This window comes from Colwellia sp. BRX10-4, from assembly GCF_014077465.1.
Taxonomy (GTDB): domain Bacteria; phylum Pseudomonadota; class Gammaproteobacteria; order Enterobacterales; family Alteromonadaceae; genus Colwellia_A.
The window spans coordinates 520,791-537,911 of sequence record NZ_JACGVZ010000001.1 but is presented as its reverse complement, the minus strand read 5'-3'; the positions used below and the strand labels follow the sequence as shown (position 1 = coordinate 537,911).

General features: G+C 38.5%; 16 protein-coding genes. 5 read left to right on the top strand and 11 right to left on the bottom strand.

From position 1 onward, the window contains the following. Positions 1-443: 443 nt before the first annotated feature. Positions 444-1,241 (bottom strand): CDP-diacylglycerol--serine O-phosphatidyltransferase, encoded by a 798-nt coding sequence (gene pssA / locus H4J67_RS02450; protein ID WP_182176012.1) that lies wholly within the window; start codon positions 1,239-1,241, stop codon positions 444-446. 180 nt (positions 1,242-1,421) lie between these two features. Here pssA and H4J67_RS02445 point away from each other — a divergent pair, with 180 nt between their 5' ends. Beyond that, entirely contained in the window at positions 1,422-1,868 is a 447-nt protein-coding gene (locus tag H4J67_RS02445; RefSeq protein ID WP_182176013.1) for a DUF4124 domain-containing protein, read from the top strand. Between the two features lie 11 nt (positions 1,869-1,879). Here the strand turns inward: H4J67_RS02445 and clpB are convergent, their stop codons facing one another. The 3 genes from clpB to rluD form a co-directional block, all read right to left on the bottom strand. Next, entirely contained in the window at positions 1,880-4,453 is a 2,574-nt protein-coding gene (clpB, locus tag H4J67_RS02440; RefSeq protein WP_182176014.1) for an ATP-dependent chaperone ClpB, read from the bottom strand. Positions 4,454-4,580: 127 nt separating this feature from the next. Next, the gene (gene pgeF, locus H4J67_RS02435) at positions 4,581-5,399 is read right to left on the bottom strand and encodes a peptidoglycan editing factor PgeF (RefSeq protein WP_182202767.1); all 819 of its coding nucleotides are present in this window, start codon (positions 5,397-5,399) and stop codon (positions 4,581-4,583) included. After that, the gene (gene rluD, locus H4J67_RS02430) at positions 5,359-6,336 is read right to left on the bottom strand and encodes a 23S rRNA pseudouridine(1911/1915/1917) synthase RluD (protein WP_070374469.1); all 978 of its coding nucleotides are present in this window, start codon (positions 6,334-6,336) and stop codon (positions 5,359-5,361) included. The genes pgeF and rluD overlap by 41 nt, the downstream gene beginning before the upstream one ends. A gap of 187 nt (positions 6,337-6,523) precedes the next feature. Here rluD and H4J67_RS02425 point away from each other — a divergent pair, with 187 nt between their 5' ends. Further along, complete coding sequence (locus H4J67_RS02425; protein ID WP_070374470.1) at positions 6,524-7,288, top strand: outer membrane protein assembly factor BamD; 765 nt, start codon at positions 6,524-6,526, stop codon at positions 7,286-7,288. 135 nt (positions 7,289-7,423) lie between these two features. Here the strand turns inward: H4J67_RS02425 and glnB are convergent, their stop codons facing one another. Further along, the gene (gene glnB / locus H4J67_RS02420) at positions 7,424-7,762 is read right to left on the bottom strand and encodes a nitrogen regulatory protein P-II (protein WP_070374471.1); all 339 of its coding nucleotides are present in this window, start codon (positions 7,760-7,762) and stop codon (positions 7,424-7,426) included. Between the two features lie 204 nt (positions 7,763-7,966). On the opposite strand from glnB, the gene nadE reads away from it, so the two are divergent. The 3 genes from nadE (at position 7,967) to H4J67_RS02405 (ending at position 10,274) form a co-directional block, all read left to right on the top strand. Next, positions 7,967-8,818: an ammonia-dependent NAD(+) synthetase gene (gene nadE, locus H4J67_RS02415; RefSeq protein WP_182176016.1), complete on the top strand. Its 852-nt coding sequence runs from the start codon at positions 7,967-7,969 to the stop codon at positions 8,816-8,818. A gap of 84 nt (positions 8,819-8,902) precedes the next feature. Next, positions 8,903-9,478, top strand: coding sequence for a GspH/FimT family pseudopilin (locus H4J67_RS02410; RefSeq protein WP_182176017.1), 576 nt, complete (start codon positions 8,903-8,905; stop codon positions 9,476-9,478). A gap of 214 nt (positions 9,479-9,692) precedes the next feature. Further along, entirely contained in the window at positions 9,693-10,274 is a 582-nt protein-coding gene (locus H4J67_RS02405; protein WP_182176018.1) for a GspH/FimT family pseudopilin, read from the top strand. A 9-nt stretch (positions 10,275-10,283) separates the two neighbouring features. On the opposite strand, the gene H4J67_RS02400 is transcribed toward H4J67_RS02405, so the two are convergent. From H4J67_RS02400 to pilV, 6 genes are all read right to left on the bottom strand, one after another. After that, positions 10,284-10,619, bottom strand: coding sequence for a TapY2 family type IVa secretion system protein (locus H4J67_RS02400; RefSeq protein ID WP_182176019.1), 336 nt, complete (start codon positions 10,617-10,619; stop codon positions 10,284-10,286). 4 nt (positions 10,620-10,623) lie between these two features. Continuing rightward, on the bottom strand, positions 10,624-11,040 hold the full coding sequence (locus H4J67_RS02395; protein ID WP_182176020.1) for a type IV pilin protein: 417 nt from the start codon (positions 11,038-11,040) through the stop codon (positions 10,624-10,626). Beyond that, entirely contained in the window at positions 11,040-14,612 is a 3,573-nt protein-coding gene (locus H4J67_RS02390) for a pilus assembly protein (RefSeq protein ID WP_182176021.1), read from the bottom strand. Before H4J67_RS02390 ends, H4J67_RS02395 begins: the two co-directional genes overlap by 1 nt. Positions 14,613-14,614: 2 nt before the next feature. Continuing rightward, entirely contained in the window at positions 14,615-15,136 is a 522-nt protein-coding gene (locus tag H4J67_RS02385) for a PilX N-terminal domain-containing pilus assembly protein (protein WP_182176022.1), read from the bottom strand. Continuing rightward, positions 15,127-16,116 (bottom strand): PilW family protein, encoded by a 990-nt coding sequence (locus tag H4J67_RS02380; RefSeq protein WP_182176023.1) that lies wholly within the window; start codon positions 16,114-16,116, stop codon positions 15,127-15,129. The genes H4J67_RS02385 and H4J67_RS02380 overlap by 10 nt, the downstream gene beginning before the upstream one ends. 88 nt (positions 16,117-16,204) lie before the next feature. Continuing rightward, positions 16,205-16,822, bottom strand: a complete 618-nt coding sequence (gene pilV, locus H4J67_RS02375; RefSeq protein WP_182176024.1) for a type IV pilus modification protein PilV — start codon at positions 16,820-16,822, stop codon at positions 16,205-16,207. Positions 16,823-17,121 lie beyond the last annotated feature (299 nt).

Genomic DNA, 17,121 nt, shown 5'->3' with positions numbered 1-17,121 from the left:
TTAAAGAAAAACTCGTTTACCTAAAGTAAAGAGTTAGATATAAAACCCATTCGTTTATACCTTTGGAGCGTTGCTCCGTTGCTGCAGGCCTTGCCTGAAGCGAGATGCGCATGATACGCTTCTCAATTTTGATGTCAACGTTTTATTTAATTTAATTTGAAGTTTCTTTTCGAAGATTCAAACCTTACCTATAAAACATTAAGTTAACTACTTTACCCTAAAGTGATGTAGATAACTTATCAAAACGTTCGTTTGGGTTACCCCTTGGAACTGGAGCGCATTCTAGACATTTCTCGCTGGGCGTCAACCCTTTTTTGTAATAACTTTGAAATAAACATTTATTCGCTCGATTAACGTACAAACTGTATTTTTATTGTGGTTTAATCAAACAACTAATGCCTTTTTCTCATAAAGCTGGTGCTACAGACAGTTAATTACTGCTGTTATTTATCTTTCGAATTATCAACCGTATTAAAGTCTTCATCTTTGTCATCACCGACGACATCTTCTAATTTTAACTTATTAACAGAGCGGATAGTCGTAAACGGCCCCGAGCAAGCATAAAAGCCAAATACGATAAGTAAAACATTCTCTGGGCTAGAAGCGATAATGACGAAGGCGAGTACAATCAGCAAAACCACAAAAAAATTAACCTTCCCCTTCCAATCGACTTCTTTAAAACTGTTGTAACGAAAGTTACTGACCATCAATAATCCTGCAAGCATAGTAATAATGCCAACAACAATGCCATAGTCTTGGCCATTTATTTGATATTCTGCACCAACCCAGACCAAACTGGCAATAACTGCCGCAGCCGCGGGGCTTGCTAAACCTTGGAAAAAGCGTGCATCAGCAATACCAACCTGCGTATTAAAACGTGCTAAACGAAGTGCTGCACAGGCAACAAAGACAAAAGCGGCTAACCAACCAAATTTTCCGTAACTCGATAACGCCCAATTATAAGCGACAAGTCCGGGGGCTATACCAAAAGAGACCATATCAGCCATACTGTCATATTCGGCACCAAATTCACTTTGTGTATTTGTCATCCGAGCAACGCGCCCATCTAAACCATCAAATATCATGGCAATGAATATTGCTACAGCTGCACTAATAAAATGACCATTCATTGAGGAAACTATGGCAAAAAAACCAGAAAAAAGTCCTGCGGTTGTTAATAGGTTCGGTAATAGGTAAATACCTTTCGAAGGACTACTGGTATTTGTTTTTTTATCATTCATTATTGTTACAACGCTTGTTTAAAAATATATAGGTATAGTTACTCAAAACTAACATAAAAAACTATTATGGGTATATTAGAGAGTAATAGCATAATAATTCCTCGTTATAATTTGTAAAGTCCCAATTGTATTGTTATATAAAGTATTAGGGCTTTTCTTTATGTTGTTAATAGGTGATCAATGAGTTTTCGTATTCTGTTATTTGGGCTGATATTTTATTTTGGCTTTTGTTCGGCGAGTGAACTAATGGTCTATCGCTGGGTAGATGAAAACAATGTTGTTCATTTTAGTCAACATCAACCTGTTGGTGGTGAGTACACCCAATTTCTAGTGTCTAATCAGTCAAGTGTAACTAGTCGCGCAGACATTATTACAAACCCGCTAGTTTCAGATGACGATGTGATCTCTCAACAAAATCAAGATAACCTCACGGCGACTATAAACAGACCTGAAAAATGTCTAGAGGCACAAGAAAATATTGCCATGTTAATGGCTTTTGATAAGGTCCAATATACGGATGAAAAAGGCAGTAAACAGATATTAACAAAAACAGAGAAACAACAGCAATTAGCGATAAACCAAAAACGCACAGAAGTTTACTGTGCGTCTTTAAGTGACATGCCATAATAAAAAATTTGCTAGTGAGTAAAAACTAATTCTCCGTCACTGACTTCAATACTTATTTCTGCCTTGTTTTTAAAAGCTCCTGACAATATTTTCTGAGCTAATGGGTTTTCAATTTTTTGTCTAATTACCCTTTTCAAAGGTCTTGCTCCAAATAGAGGATCAAATCCAGCCAAAGAAATCAGCGCAAGTGCTTCTTGGCTAATTGATAGCTTAATATCTTGGTCTGCTAAACGATCTCTTAGACCATCAATTTGTATTGCTGCTATTTTTTCTATCTGTTGTGATATTAATGGATGAAAAACAACTGTTTCATCAATGCGATTAATAAACTCAGGCTTAAAATGTAAACTCACTTCTGACATTACCTTAGATTTCATTTCTTCATACTGACCATCATCAGCAAATTTTTGAATGTGATCAGAGCCAATATTAGAAGTCATAATGATAACAGTGTTTTTAAAATCAACGGTTCGCCCTTGGCCATCCGTTAAACGTCCATCATCGAGCACTTGTAATAATATATTAAAAACATCACTGTGCGCTTTTTCAATTTCGTCAAGAAGAATAACAGAATAAGGTTTGCGTCGAACAGCTTCCGTTAAAAAGCCCCCTTCTTCATACCCTACATATCCGGGAGGAGCCCCCACTAATCGAGAAACTGAATGTTTTTCCATAAATTCAGACATATCGACACGAATAAGTGCATCTTCACTGTCAAAAAGATAATGGGCTAATGCTTTCGTAAGTTCGGTTTTACCCACACCAGTAGGACCTAAAAATAAAAACGATCCTATCGGCTGGCTTGGATCGGCAAGCCCAGCTCTTGAACGTCGGATAGCATTCGAAACACTGATAACCGCTTCGTTTTGTCCTATAACACGCTGATGTAAGTTATCCTCCATTTGCAGTAACTTATCGCATTCTTCTTCAAGCATCTTAGAAACAGGAATACCCGTTGCTCGACTTAATACGTCAGCAATTTCAACTTCAGTGACTTTATTTTTTAATAACGTCATTTCTTGCATTTCGGCTTGGCTTGCTAAGTCGAGTTGTTTTTCTAATTCCGGTATTTTGCCATATTGTAGTTCTGACATTTGGTTAAGGTCGCCCAATCGTCTGGCAGCCTCTAAGTCAAGTCGAGCTTGTTCTAGATCTGTTTTAATAGCCTGTGTACCATGTAAAGCAGCCTTTTCGGTTTTCCAAATTTCATCTAACTCATCAAAATTAGTCTGACAAACGCTTAGATCCAATGAGATAAGTCCTAAACGTTTTTTAGAAGCCTCATCTGAATCTTTCTCTAATGCCCGTTGTTCTAATTTCAGTTGAATAATGCGCCGCTCTAATCGGTCTAAGTCTTCAGGCTTAGAATCTATTTGCATACGAATACTAGAAGCCGCTTCATCGATAAGATCAATCGCTTTGTCGGGTAATTGTCTATCACTGATATAACGATGTGACAAAGTAGCAGCGGCGACTATGGCTGGATCGGTAATATCAACACTGTGATGAAGTTCGTAACGCTCCTTTAAGCCGCGCAATATGGCAATCGTATCTTCAACACTAGGTTCTTCGATTAATATTTTTTGAAAACGACGCTCTAAAGCTGCATCTTTTTCAATATATTTACGATATTCGTCCAATGTTGTCGCGCCGACACAATGTAAATCACCACGGGCAAGTGCTGGTTTTAACATATTTCCTGCGTCCATCGCACCATCTGACTTACCTGCACCGACCATAGTATGAAGTTCATCAATAAATAAAATGACTTGCCCTTCTTCTTTGGCTAGCTCACTCAATACCGCCTTTAAACGTTCTTCAAATTCACCACGATATTTTGCGCCAGCAACCAAAGCCCCCATATCCAATGACAATACCCGCTTACCTTTTAACCCTTCAGGAACTTCGTAATTAATGATACGTTGTGCTAACCCTTCGGCGATGGCTGTTTTACCAACACCTGGCTGACCAATTAATACCGGATTATTTTTCGTACGACGTTGTAAAACTTGTATCGTGCGACGTATTTCATCATCTCGCCCAATAACGGGATCTAGTTTGCCCTGCTCAGCAAGCTCTGTTAGGTTCACCGTATATTTATCAAGGGCTTGTCGAATATCTTCAGCATTAGGCTCATCAACTTTTTGACCGCCACGCACATGTAATATTGCATCTTGAACACGTTGTTCACTTGCCCCGAGCGACTTTAATATTTGACCTAGCTTACCTTTGTCTTCAATAGCGGCAAGGATAAAAACATCAGAAGATATATACTTATCACCCATTTTTTGTGCGAACTTATCGCAAAGGTTAAGTAAGTTCCCCATAGCAGAAGAAAGTTGTACGTCGCCACCCGATCCAGACACTTGCGCAAGTTGTTCTATAACTGTTTCTACTTGTGTTCGCAGTGAAAGAACATTAATTCCTGCACTTTTCAATAGGGGTATAATGCTACTCGCGTTTTGGTTTAATAGCGCTAACATGATATGCACGGGTTCTATAAATTGATGATCCCGACCTAATGCTATTGACTGTGCATCTGAAATAGCGACTTGAAATGCTTGGGTTAATCTGTCTAAACGCATGAGGCTCTCCTGCCTAACAAAGAAAAATATTCTTTTATACCTTATAGATAAGGATATAATTGAAATTTTTCAAGGAACAAAGTGAAAAGCTTTTGATTTGAAATAAGATTTAGTTTGTTTTTTAAACTTATTGTCGACAAATGATGGAAACCATTCGTCCGGTAATGGTATCTCGTCGATAAGAGTAATACTGCTGTTCATTAGAATAGGTACAATGGTTTAAATGATGAACCTTATTAATACCAAGCGTATTTAGTTGGATTCTTGCTATCATTGCTAAATTAGCTAGGTATTTAGCTTTATGTTTTTCTAGCGCTAATGGTTCATTTATAGCTGTGAAAGCCGATACAAATTTTTCTGACTGACTTTCAAAGGCACACTTTACTTCTTGCCCTACTTCAAAAGCATATTCACCAATACAAGGCCCCAACCAAGCAATGATATTTTTATTGTCTGTTTTCATATTATTGACGGTATTGGTAATAATATTTTTAGCTAAGGGTTTCCAACCACCATGAATCGCAGCAACTTCACTGCCGTCTATCGCAGTTAATAATATCGGTAGACAATCAGCGGTCATCACGGCTAAAGCAATATTCTTCTGCGGAGTGATTATAGCATCAGCCACTAAAGGCGTTTTTGAATAAGATTCTATGGTCACAACTTTATTACCATGAACTTGTTCAAGCCATTGAATTTTTGTATTAAGCGGTAAGTATGCGAGTAACGAAGCTCTATTTTTGTTGACATTAACCAAGTCATCACCAACATGTTCGCCCAAGTTAAATTGGCCGTATACTGAAGAATAGCTGTGATTAAAAGATAACGATTTTTTTTGAGGATGGAGTCTTGTCGTAGTAAAAGCCAGTACATTTAGTACTGGCCATTCTATATTGTAGAGACTGTTATAAATAGTCGTCTGTTGCGTTGATTTTCGAATCTTCACGCAAAACATTTGTTAAATTAACCATGTCATCTGGAATAGGTGCATGCCAAGTCATTTCTTCACCCGTTATAGGGTGAAATAATGACAACATTGCCGCATGTAATGCTTGGCGCTTAAAACTACGCAATAAATCCCGCAAATCTTCTGTCGCATTTTTAGGAGGACGAGGACGACCACCGTAATTAGGATCTCCAATCAATGGATGGGTAATATGCGCCATATGAACACGAATTTGATGTGTACGACCCGTTTCAAGACGTAATCTTAAACGTGTGTGCAAACGGAATTTTTCCATTACACGATAATGCGTTACCGATGGACGTCCAAAAGGACTAACAGCCATGTGTGTTCTTTTAGTTGAATGGCGACCTATAGGTTCATCAACCATACCACCAGCTGTCATTAGACCATTAGCAATCGCTTCATACTCACGCGTTATTTCACGTTCTTGTATAGCATCGACTAAGTTTGTTTGCGCTGCAATTGTTTTAGCAATAACCATCAAACCCGTTGTATCTTTATCTAGTCTGTGGACGATGCCGGCACGAGGGACAACATCAAGCTGTGGGCAATGATACAGTAAAGCATTAAGTACCGTGCCATCAGGATTACCTGCACCTGGGTGAACTACAAAACCAGCAGGTTTATTAATAACTATAATATCGTCATCTTCATAAACAATATTTAAAGGAATATTTTGTGGTTCAAATCGCACGTCGCCTTCAACTTCAGTTGATATTTTGATCACTTCCCCACCAAACATTTTCTCGCGTGGTATTATCAAAATAGCGCCGTTTAAAGTAACGTGACCTGCTAAGATCCATTCTTTTATGCGAGAACGAGAATATTCAGGGAACATCTCAGCTAATGTTTGGTCGAATCGTTTACCTAAACAAGTTTCAGGAACCGTATCTGTATGTTGAATTATTTCAGCCATTAAAATTTCTATTTAACTCTCTATAAATTTACTATGAATTAGCGCTGTGCAAGGCAAGTATGCTAGGTTAGAATGCCAGTGTTTATTTTACCTCTTTGCTCTATTAATTACATTAAGTAATTTGCAAAGGGCGTATATTTATTTAACTAATACCTTTAACTAAAACAAAGTAGTGATAACAAAGTCTATGCAAAATTTGACAATAAAAATGATAATACTAGTGCTTTCATTAGGGCTAGCGGCGTGTTCATCATCAAACAAAACCGACATTGAAAAAGTACCAGACAAGTCAGCACAAGCATTGTTCACCGATGCTAGAACTGCGCTTGATAGTGGTTTATATCAACGAGCTATCCAGATTTTATCAGCAATTGACTCACGCTTTCCATTTGGTCCTATCTCTCATCAAGTGCAATTAGACTTAATTTACGCCTATTATAAGAGTGGTAATTCAGCTCAAGGTATTGCTTTGGCGGATCGATTCCTGCGTTTAAATCCTGATCATGTCAATCTTGATTATGTTTATTACATGCGAGCGTTAATCAATATTTCAACTGAAGAGAATCTTTTTCAAGAGTTAGCAGGCATTGATCGTTCCGACAGAGATCCAACGGCTGCTCGCGAAGCATTCAAAGACTTTAAAACGATTTTGACTGAGCTACCGCAAAGTAAATATGCCGCTGATGCACGCAAACGTATGATTGGTATAAAGTCACGTTTAGCTAAGTATGAATTGACCGTCGCTCGTTTTTATATGAAACGTGATGCTTGGGCATCAGCAGCAAATCGTGGTAAGTACATTGTTGAATACTTCTCGCCTAGCCAGGAAGTGGAACAAGCCTTAGAGATTATGATTGAGTGTTACGACAAGTTAGATTTAATGGATTTAAAAATTAATGCGAAGCAAGTCTTAGCAGCAAATTATCCAAATAATAAGTTTTTAACTCGTTAAATTTTAACTGTTTGTTAGCATTGAAATAGAAGCTATAAAAATTTTCTTTATCAATGGTAACGTTTAAATGATTAAAAAGCCCATTGAGATATAATACTCAATGGGCTTTTTTTATGATGAGATTAACTGATAAAATTAAATAGCGGCTTCATCTTCTTCACCCGTACGGATTCTGATCACCCGCTCAACATCAGTGATAAATATTTTTCCATCACCAATTTTACCGGTTTGCGCTGTTTCTATAATAGCATTAACACAACGCTCAACTTGTTCTGTGGTGACAACAATTTCTAATTTTACTTTCGGTAAGAAATCGACCATATATTCTGCACCACGATAGAGCTCAGTGTGCCCTTTTTGTCGGCCAAAACCTTTAACTTCTGAAACAGTCATACCTGTGATGCCAATTTCACTTAATGCTTCACGCACATCATCCATTTTGAATGGTTTGATAATTGCTTCTATTTTTTTCATTGTTTTTATCCATTAACCGCGAAATATACTTTGAATTGTACACAATTATATCAAATAAACCCAAGCGCTATATTTGTTGTAAGCGATTTAAATTTCAGATAGCGAACAAACTAGTTAATACCGGTTACCTATATATTGAAGTATCACAGGTATACGTTACACTAAGATAATTTAACTTATCGAATAACTATCAAAGGAAGTTGAATGGAAACGCAATTGATCATAAATGAAATGAGAGTATTACCTCAAATAGATGCCGTGTTTGAGATAAAGCGCCGTATTGAATTTATCAAAAAAACACTTAAGACTGCCGGACTAAAAAATTTAGTGCTAGGCATTAGTGGTGGTGTCGACTCTTCTACCTGTGGACGTCTTGCACAACTTGCTATTGATGAGCTCAATTATGAAGAAAGAATAGCTAACAATAATTCGATATCGCCCTATCAATTTATTGCGGTTCGTTTACCTTATGGTGTGCAAGCAGATGAAGACGATGCCCAGCTCGCTTTGGACTTTATTCAACCAACACATAGTTTAGTAACCAATATTTTGAATGCAGTTAATGGCATTCACATCGAAACGCTTAACGCGCTTAACCAAGCAAATATCTTATCGGCAGACGATGCACGAATCGATTTTTCAAAAGGTAATGCCAAAGCTAGAAGCCGAATGGTAACGCAATATCACATTGCAGGTATTATTGGCGCACTTGTTTTAGGGACAGATCATTCAGCAGAAAACATCACCGGATTTTTCACTAAATGGGGTGATGGTGCCTGTGATTTAGCGCCTTTATTTGGTTTGTCTAAGCGCCAAGTACGCTTATTAGCAGAAAATTTAGGTGCGCCAGACTTATTAATTAATAAAGCTCCAACCGCGGATCTTGAAGAATTGGATCCGGGAAAAACTGACGAAGATGCACTAGGTATGAGTTATGAACAGTTAGATGATTTCTTGGAAGGCAAACCAGTAGCAGCAGAGGTGCAAGCACTTATCATTAATATTTATCAAAAAACCCAACATAAGCGATTACCTATTCCAACAATCTACGATTAACTTTTAAGCGTTAAACTTGTAAATTTAACGTTAACAGCTATACCTAGTAATACATCTACTCTAGCCAACGGACGGCTTAATGTTATGTCATACTTATCGTTTAAAATAATGGGTTTCACTCTTATTGAAACCTTAATCGCGCTAGCTATATTAATTGTTCTTACCGCTATAGCTGTTCCTACGTTTGCAGATTTAAGGATAAGAATACGTGTTGATAATGAGATCACAGCCTTACATCGACTATTATTATTAACAAGAAATCATGCGGTTAATCAGGAACGTTTTGTTACTGTTTGCCCACTTACCCCTTCTAATCAGTGCTCAAACGAATGGCATAAAACACTGACTGTATTTTATGATGATAACAAAAACAAAGCGCTTGATGCCTCAAGTGCTGAAGTGATTATAAAAATAAAATTAGCTATAAAATCAGGCGATAAATTACAGTATGCTCAAGGTAGAACAGCATTAATTTACGCACCCAGTGGACGGCTTGCAGTGTGGGGAGGTAATGGTACTTTCCGCTATTGCCCAAAATCACACAGTAATAGATCAAGAGGAATTATCATTTCAGGCGCTGGACGGTTTTATTTATCGAGCGACCAAAATATGGATGGAACCGATGAAAATCGTAGCGGTCGACTCATTCGCTGTCACTAATCTATGACAACAAGCGCTTTAAAAGGTATATAGCTTATTATCATTCCAACAATAACAAGCCCTGATATCGATAACAGCAACCTAGCGAAAGAGTGACTTAAGTGATATAACTTAATTATCTTGAAATATTCTCACACAGTTTTGAATATGATGTAATCCCCATGAGACTAACTCAGTGCTCTCATGGGTATAACAAGAAATTAAGGCTTATATTATGAAGTATGATTATTTGCAATCAAATAAAAGGCGACAGGGCTTTACACTCGTTGAATTGATGATAACTATCGCTATTGGAGCAACGTTAATGGCGATAGCGCTACCAAAATTCAATAGTTTTTTAGTTGAAACACGCGTTGACAATGAAATTTCTCATTTACAAAGACTACTATTAACAGCAAGAAATACCGCCATAAATGCAGAACAATCGGTTACCTTGTGCCCACTTAATGCAAGTAATCGTTGTGATACTAATTGGCAAAACGAAGTCAGTGTTTTTATTGATATAGATGGCGATAAAACTTATGAGCCCGCCAGTGACGAAAGAATAGTTGCAGTAAAAGCTAAGATAAAAACTAATGACAAACTTCAGTACGGCCAAGATAGCATTATATACAGACCTACAGGCAACATCATGGGTGGCGTTAGTGCTAGCCCATTTAAATATTGTCCAAAAGACTACCCGGCCAAGTCAAGAGGTATTACAGTAACTACCTCTGGACGTTCCTACGTTACCTCAGACACAGATAGCGACGGCATTGATGAAGACCGCTCAGGCAATGAGATTACTTGCAGCTAAGTCTCCTATTTAACGAGCAGTGTTTTCATCTAATTTTTTTGAAAGTGCATTGGAAAAATCATCATTTGATTTAACACATTCCTTTACTTGATGAACTTTCTGCTTTTGCTTTGAAAAGCCAGTTGCTATTTTTTTGCTGACTAACCAATCAGCATATTTTGACAGTTTATTGGAGTCAATAATGCCAAAATGAATAATGTCTGTCCCGCCCATTAGTTCAACATGACATTTAACCTTAATTTTTGTCGATTTGTCTGTCGTCTTTGCCACGCTATCAATACTTATAAAAAATAGACTTACAAAAAGTAAGTTAAGTGCTAAGCAATGCTTAAATAACAATTTCATTATATTACTCCCAGCAATTGGTGGATGTAGCTGTTTTCTGGCCACTATCGGTTACCGATAAAGTTAAACAAGAAGAATCATTAGTCGCTTGCGTACCTCTCGCAGTAGCTTTAAGGGTATATGTTACCCCAACTACTGCAGCATCAATGCTATAAAAGCCCGAGTCGGTAATATAAGGATCTGCAGGCGCACCTAATTTTTTCATATCTGTGGTATATGCTCGATGGTCAATAAAATACTGTTCTTGCAAACTTGCTAAGCGCAATAATTCACGTTGGCCCTCGCTACGATTTGCCCTTGAAATATTATCAATATATGACGGATAAGCAATCGAAGCTAGAATACCCACTACAGCAACCGATATCATTAGCTCAAGCAAAGTGAAACCTTTAGCTCGTCCCTTATTTTTACTCACTATCATTAATTTGACTCCGTTACATAAAGGTAAATTCTTGACGTTTCTAGGCTAACGCCTAACGGAATAATTTTCCCAGCTAATAGTTTTATCGTGGCAATGACTTCTGCTTCCTCTTCATCAGGCGGACAATCGCCTTCGCAAGGTTCTTGAGGCGCTTTTGGGTCTTTAGTAATAATAATTGAAGGAGTATCAGGAATACCGGCCGCTATTTCCCATGTTCTCCAGTCATAGACAGTCGTGCCAAGCGCTAGGTCCACAGCATATAAAATACCCGAACCATCACTTAATTCACAACTGTTAGGATCAGTAGAGACCGCGGCAGGCGTAAATGAAGTGAAGTAAGCAACGCCATTAATAACGATGGCTGAGGCCGTGTTTTTCTCACCATCACCAACGAAATCCATAAACCAACCTTTTTTATTACCGACGTTTATTTCAAGTGTCTGTAAATTTTCGGCAGTCAATGCCTGCCCAAACGGGTTGTTTGTATAGTCATAAAGATCTGTCGCTAAAATAGCAGTGGGTATTGCCAATTGTGGGTGCGTAGGTGAAGTAACAAATGATGTAGTTACAATATTGGCATCTTTAAGCATGAAAAATTTATCGTCAGTATCATTGGCCGCAGGTGTTGATCGGTCGCCACTACCAATAAGTATCGCTTCGTAGGGCCTTTCCTGTTTTGTTACCACGGTTGAACTAGTACCATTAGTATCAACTGATGTAGTTTCTATCGTATCTGCAATATACGTTCTAGCAATTGAAGGTTCGCTAAAAAAGCGTCGATCTGTCGCATGAGTTGTTCCACCCAACTCAGCTAATTTAAAAGCAGTCCATGGCGATGTTCCACTAAAGGGAGCATCGCCTGGCATATCAACACGCCAAAAATTTCCACCGGTATCACCAAAATAAAGACGATCGGTTAAGCCATCAGAATCACTGTCTAAGATAGCGAGGCTAGAAGGCACGCTATCAGTTATCTCAGTAAATTGAGTATTAGTCGCACTCGTTGCATCAGGGCTTAAACTCCATTTTAGTACACCTGTTTCTGCATCAACCATATAAACAGCTCGGCCTAAGGTATCATCTGCCCCAACAGTTAAGTTATCTTTAGTTGTGTCATACCCGCCAGCAAAAAAGAGTACAGGTTTTGGTGTACCATTTTCTATATTAAGCGCTGAAAACCCTATTTTAGGTTGCGACCATGATTGTCCTAAATGGCTAAATCCTGGTGAGTTTGCATCTAGGTGCCACAATAACTTAGGAGTATCGGGGTCACTAACATCCATAGCATAATATGAAGAGCCACCACGGCGTAAACCAAAAAATATCCATGCTTTATCTCCACTTGCACTATCAATAGACCCATCACCATTGACGTCCAGTAAGTATGAAACGGCTGGGCTGTCTATGCCGTATGATTTACCTGATGACGTAAAATTTTCACGTAAAGCTTTTATTTTTGAAAAAAATTCTTTAGGCATAAAAGCCCAATTTTCATCAACTGTTGCTCCATTATCGTCAAACATATGTAAAACGCCGGCATTGGTGCCAACTATTATACGAATATCTTGATCATTACTTGCACCACCATAATTAATAACTAATGGTTTAGAGTGCAATGGGTCACCAAAAACATCACTGCGGATATCTGTAGTTGAATTATCGTTGTCTTCATCATCAACATCAATTCCCTTGGCCCAATTGAGCATGTCACCAATGTCATCAATTTCAGTAACCAATTCACTTGCTAACGTGGCTTCGTCACCGTAGGATGTTTCGGCATTCGTTCGTGTAAGTGGCATTAAGGCACCATTAACACCAATATCACTGACAATAACGCGTGTAGATTTAGTACGTAACATTTCAGCTACACCACCTTTTTTAACATCGTTACCATCTGCATTGGTATCTGTACTCCAAAAGGTTTTGGCATTTTTTGAAATATTGCCATTATCATCAATAGCACCAGCACCCGTTCTATCAACTTGCTGGCCATCGGTCACTTTTAGTTTTTTTAAATTTCCTTGCCACCTTGCACCATGATCAGGAACGAACATCGCATAATAAACTGAATCTAACGTTTCAGTTCTATCAAAATTATTTGAGGCAACCGAAGGAGCTGTAAAGCTAGTATTCACTTCCAAAATATTGGTTAATGCCGATTGAAGTGAAGCCAGTAAAGCACTGGGATCTTTAGCCGGGTAATATTGACCACCCCCCAATTTTGCAGCTTCACGTAATAACGCTCCCGCATCATCAATAGCATCTTGGCCAAACCCTATCGTAAAGAGTGTTGATGATTGCACATCAGGTAAGGTGCTATGTAAATCATGGGTGTGCATCCAACCAGCAAGTGCCGCTAAATAGTTATTAGTACCATTAACGTTAAACGGTAGGCCAATATCAGGTAAGTTTTGAATATAAGTGTTAGCGGCAAGATCCCTAGTCGGTTCCCCATCTGTAATCATAATCACATAAACTTCATTAGTACATGAATTAAAGGGTGATTGATAAACACCCGCATCTTCAATTGAGGTATCTCTTGGCGGTGTATTACCTTTGTAGCTACTGCCAGAATTAGAGTCGTTATTGCCAAAATCCACCGACAGGCCACTAAAATAACGTGACGCTTCATAAAGAGATTCACAAAGCGGGGTATTCGTTTCACCATCAATCTCTAAATCAATAATATTTACTAATTCAGCGCGAGCTGCTGCGGTCATTTCTTGAATACCAAAAACGACTCTGCCACCATCGCGAACAAATTCGCCAGAATGATTATAATTAAAAACTTGTAAACCAAAATCAACAGAAGGTGCCGATTCAATTAAATCAGTAACGGTATCTTGTGCTATTTCCAAACGGGTACGATTAACCTGCTCAAGCGTTTCACTGTTTGCCCAACGCAAATAGTTGTCAGTGTAAAGGGTTACAACTTCGCCTGACCAGACAACATTTGAGTTATTGGCGTTTGCCGTATAATAAACAGGACTTTGTTTCGAACCCTCTCCATCGATGGGAAAGCCATCGGGTAAATCAACGACAGAACCGTTATTTGTTTTTATACCTGCATTATCCTCAGGGTTTGCAGGCACTAAATTAACATCATCTTCGCAGTCAATGACATCAATATTAGCACCATTGTTATCGGGGATTTCTTGCCAGCTACCTGAGTTTCCTTGAAAGGCATATTCACGAATGTGTCCCGTATAAAAGCCAACAGATGCTAAACGTTCACGGGCAGTTGCACAGCTATTAATAGCATCAAGAAAACGACGGCTTTCACTAGGACTATCTGGAACAAGGGAAGAAGAGCCATCAATGCCACTTCGAGTAAAATAAATAAATTTACTTGATAAGGAGTTATCGCTTCCAACCGCGGGGTAAACTCTATTAGGATCATAGGGTTCATCGACTGACTCTAAACTATTCATGCTGCCAGAATTATCAAAAATAATCAGTACTTGTGGTTTATTACCGGTACGCTGAGCTGCATCACCAATATAGAGTTCAATATCTTCACTATAAGAAGCAAGAGATGTAAATATCAATGCGCTACATAATAATTTTTTCATGATCAATTCCCCACATTAAGTAGTTGTTGCGATACACCAGAATTAACTTCTATGGTGCTTTTGTTGGTGCGACCATACAGTCGAGTGACCTGCACTTTAAGTACATTACACTTAAATACCTGTACGGAAGAAGCTGCTCGAGAGTGGGGGCAATCGGCTGCAATCTTATACGGATTAGCCAGCGTAATTTCTGCACTGGTATTACTTGCACTACTCACTACGGGTGAGAGTGGAAATTTGGCGATTTCAGAAGCAAAAGCATTGGTTCCACTTATTTGCGTGACTTCTTTATAAATAACTTCATCAATAGCACTAACCGCTTCTTGGGTAGCAACCACCTTTTCTTCACTTGCTCCTGACATTTTCATATCAATAGTGGTATTTTGCATTAATGCGGCAGCAACAGCGGTTAAAGCAATCAAAAAAACTAGTGAAACGATTAGCACAACACCGCTTTGTTTGTGACCTAGTTTTAAATTACCAGAATAAATTAAACAACGGTTTCTTATAACTTTTATGGCCATGAGTCGACCCTCGCATTGTAAAGTGTGATGGTAGAACTAAATAATAAACGTCGATAATTATCCCCTTTACCTTCACCATCAATAAAGTTGATAGGAAGATCACCAAGCTGATAAGTGTTAAGGTTTTCATAATCTCTGTCAGGCAAGATATTTCGCGCTAAGACAAAAATCTTAACCGCAAGTATCCGTACATTACTTTCATTATCCCAGTAAGCTGTTGTCATGTTATCTGCAGAAATAAAAGCATTGACGATACCGTTGTTGGTCGTATCTACGCCATACATAAAGCGGATGTATTCAATGCCTTCAACGACCATATCAAGATTCATCACCGAAGCTTTATTTTGTAATCGACCTTGCACTAGAACCGGCACTTTATTGGTGCCTTGATTATCTTCACGCACATAGTAAATGTGCTGCTGATATTCCCAGATCTTGCCCAAATTTAATGTTGGTATGGCAGCGCCACCCGCAAATATCGCAGCCGTATTAGGGTTTGAAATGATATAGTAATTGTCACTAGAAATATCGGCTAGCGCTGTCGTTGATGAAACAGCCCTTTTTAATTGCAATACATCGGAATCAATTTTAGCATTGGTAATACAGCCCATTAAGTTGACATTGTTGACTGTTTTCCCCCATAAGGTTCTAAAATGGCCAATAGCTGCAGGAAAACTGGCATTATTTACGCCTTCACCAATACAATCACCAGAAACTGTTGATGGTAAAGGTGAACTTACCAAGCCACTTACATCGAGGTTTCCTGATAAGTCGCCCCAAAAGCTTTGTCGTAATAAGTCATCACTGAGTAAGCTAATCGCATACCTGCCATTTTCTTGTAACTCTCCATAACTGGTGGTCTCAACAGTGGTCGTTTTCATACCAACAAAAACACTTAATATACCTAGCAGCAACATTAAACCTACCGCAAGCGATATAAATATTTCGATTAAACTAAAACCTCGTTGAGCCTTAACCATTATTATCTCTTACTAAAAAAATCAATATTGTCTATAATTCTAAGCATTAACATCACGATGAACGTTAACAGTGATTGCTTTGCGTGCCTTAATATATAAAAGCTTCAACCGTAACTTGTCGACGTTTACGGGTACTTGTACCACACGCGTTGGCCAGTGTTGCAGCTGCAGAACTATTGTTATCGGCGTCATAACCATCAGCCGTTGCGACTCTGCCCTGCCAGCTGATCACAACAGTAACTGCATTTTTATTATGATCAATACAACCGACAGCACCAACTAAGCCACCGGTATTTTTACCACCAGCAGTAACATCAGCGCCCATAAGTTTGACTTCCCATTCATACAAATCATTGGTGGTCATTTGTGCACTTGTACACAAGGAAGCAACTGAATTACACCTAACGTCAGCATCAGGCGGAGTATTTAATGCTGCGCCATAAACACCTTGATAACTCTCTAAAGTAAGAATATCAGAATCATTACTGCGCATTCGTTCGATAATATCTTGAGCTAACGCTGAGGCTACAGAGCGTTGCATCGCATCAAAACTGCCTTTCTTAGCTGACGCCTGCATGGCAACTGCACCAAAAATCCCCGTCACTAAAATAACTAAAGCGACTAAAACCTCTATTAGTGTCATGCCCTTTTGTACTTGGGGTGGTTTTCTTTTAGGATAACTCGTCCTAAGTGTGCTGTTACCCATGAGACTCCTTAATACACTGACAAAAATTGCTGACTACCCAGAAAAATAATACTTTAAAATATAGAGTGAATGGGAGATAAATAAAAGAAACAGCATTGATGAGTATACTTTTAAGTGACAAACACAAAACAGACCCAAATAGAATTTTAAAGGCCAAGAAAAAAGAAACTAAGCAGAGCGCTAAGAATTCGACGGATAACTTATATGTGTTAAAAGTCACTAACGTGAACCGCATTAACTCATACCTTAAAAATCTATTATTGAATAGTCTATTTACATAGTGACTATTCAGAATAATA

What these genes read in the sequence shown, in the direction of transcription:
- pssA (WP_182176012.1), bottom strand. Translation starts at nt 1,241, where the DNA reads ATGAATGATAAAAAAACAAATACCAGTAGTCCTTCGAAAGGTATTTAC.
- H4J67_RS02445 (WP_182176013.1), top strand. Translation starts at nt 1,422, where the DNA reads ATGAGTTTTCGTATTCTGTTATTTGGGCTGATATTTTATTTTGGCTTT.
- clpB (WP_182176014.1), bottom strand. Translation starts at nt 4,453, where the DNA reads ATGCGTTTAGACAGATTAACCCAAGCATTTCAAGTCGCTATTTCAGAT.
- rluD (WP_070374469.1), bottom strand. Translation starts at nt 6,336, where the DNA reads ATGGCTGAAATAATTCAACATACAGATACGGTTCCTGAAACTTGTTTA.
- H4J67_RS02425 (WP_070374470.1), top strand. Translation starts at nt 6,524, where the DNA reads ATGCAAAATTTGACAATAAAAATGATAATACTAGTGCTTTCATTAGGG.
- glnB (WP_070374471.1), bottom strand. Translation starts at nt 7,762, where the DNA reads ATGAAAAAAATAGAAGCAATTATCAAACCATTCAAAATGGATGATGTG.
- nadE (WP_182176016.1), top strand. Translation starts at nt 7,967, where the DNA reads ATGGAAACGCAATTGATCATAAATGAAATGAGAGTATTACCTCAAATA.
- H4J67_RS02410 (WP_182176017.1), top strand. Translation starts at nt 8,903, where the DNA reads ATGTCATACTTATCGTTTAAAATAATGGGTTTCACTCTTATTGAAACC.
- H4J67_RS02405 (WP_182176018.1), top strand. Translation starts at nt 9,693, where the DNA reads ATGAAGTATGATTATTTGCAATCAAATAAAAGGCGACAGGGCTTTACA.
- H4J67_RS02400 (WP_182176019.1), bottom strand. Translation starts at nt 10,619, where the DNA reads ATGAAATTGTTATTTAAGCATTGCTTAGCACTTAACTTACTTTTTGTA.
- H4J67_RS02395 (WP_182176020.1), bottom strand. Translation starts at nt 11,040, where the DNA reads ATGATAGTGAGTAAAAATAAGGGACGAGCTAAAGGTTTCACTTTGCTT.
- H4J67_RS02390 (WP_182176021.1), bottom strand. Translation starts at nt 14,612, where the DNA reads ATGAAAAAATTATTATGTAGCGCATTGATATTTACATCTCTTGCTTCT.
- H4J67_RS02385 (WP_182176022.1), bottom strand. Translation starts at nt 15,136, where the DNA reads ATGGCCATAAAAGTTATAAGAAACCGTTGTTTAATTTATTCTGGTAAT.
- H4J67_RS02380 (WP_182176023.1), bottom strand. Translation starts at nt 16,116, where the DNA reads ATGGTTAAGGCTCAACGAGGTTTTAGTTTAATCGAAATATTTATATCG.
- pilV (WP_182176024.1), bottom strand. Translation starts at nt 16,822, where the DNA reads ATGGGTAACAGCACACTTAGGACGAGTTATCCTAAAAGAAAACCACCC.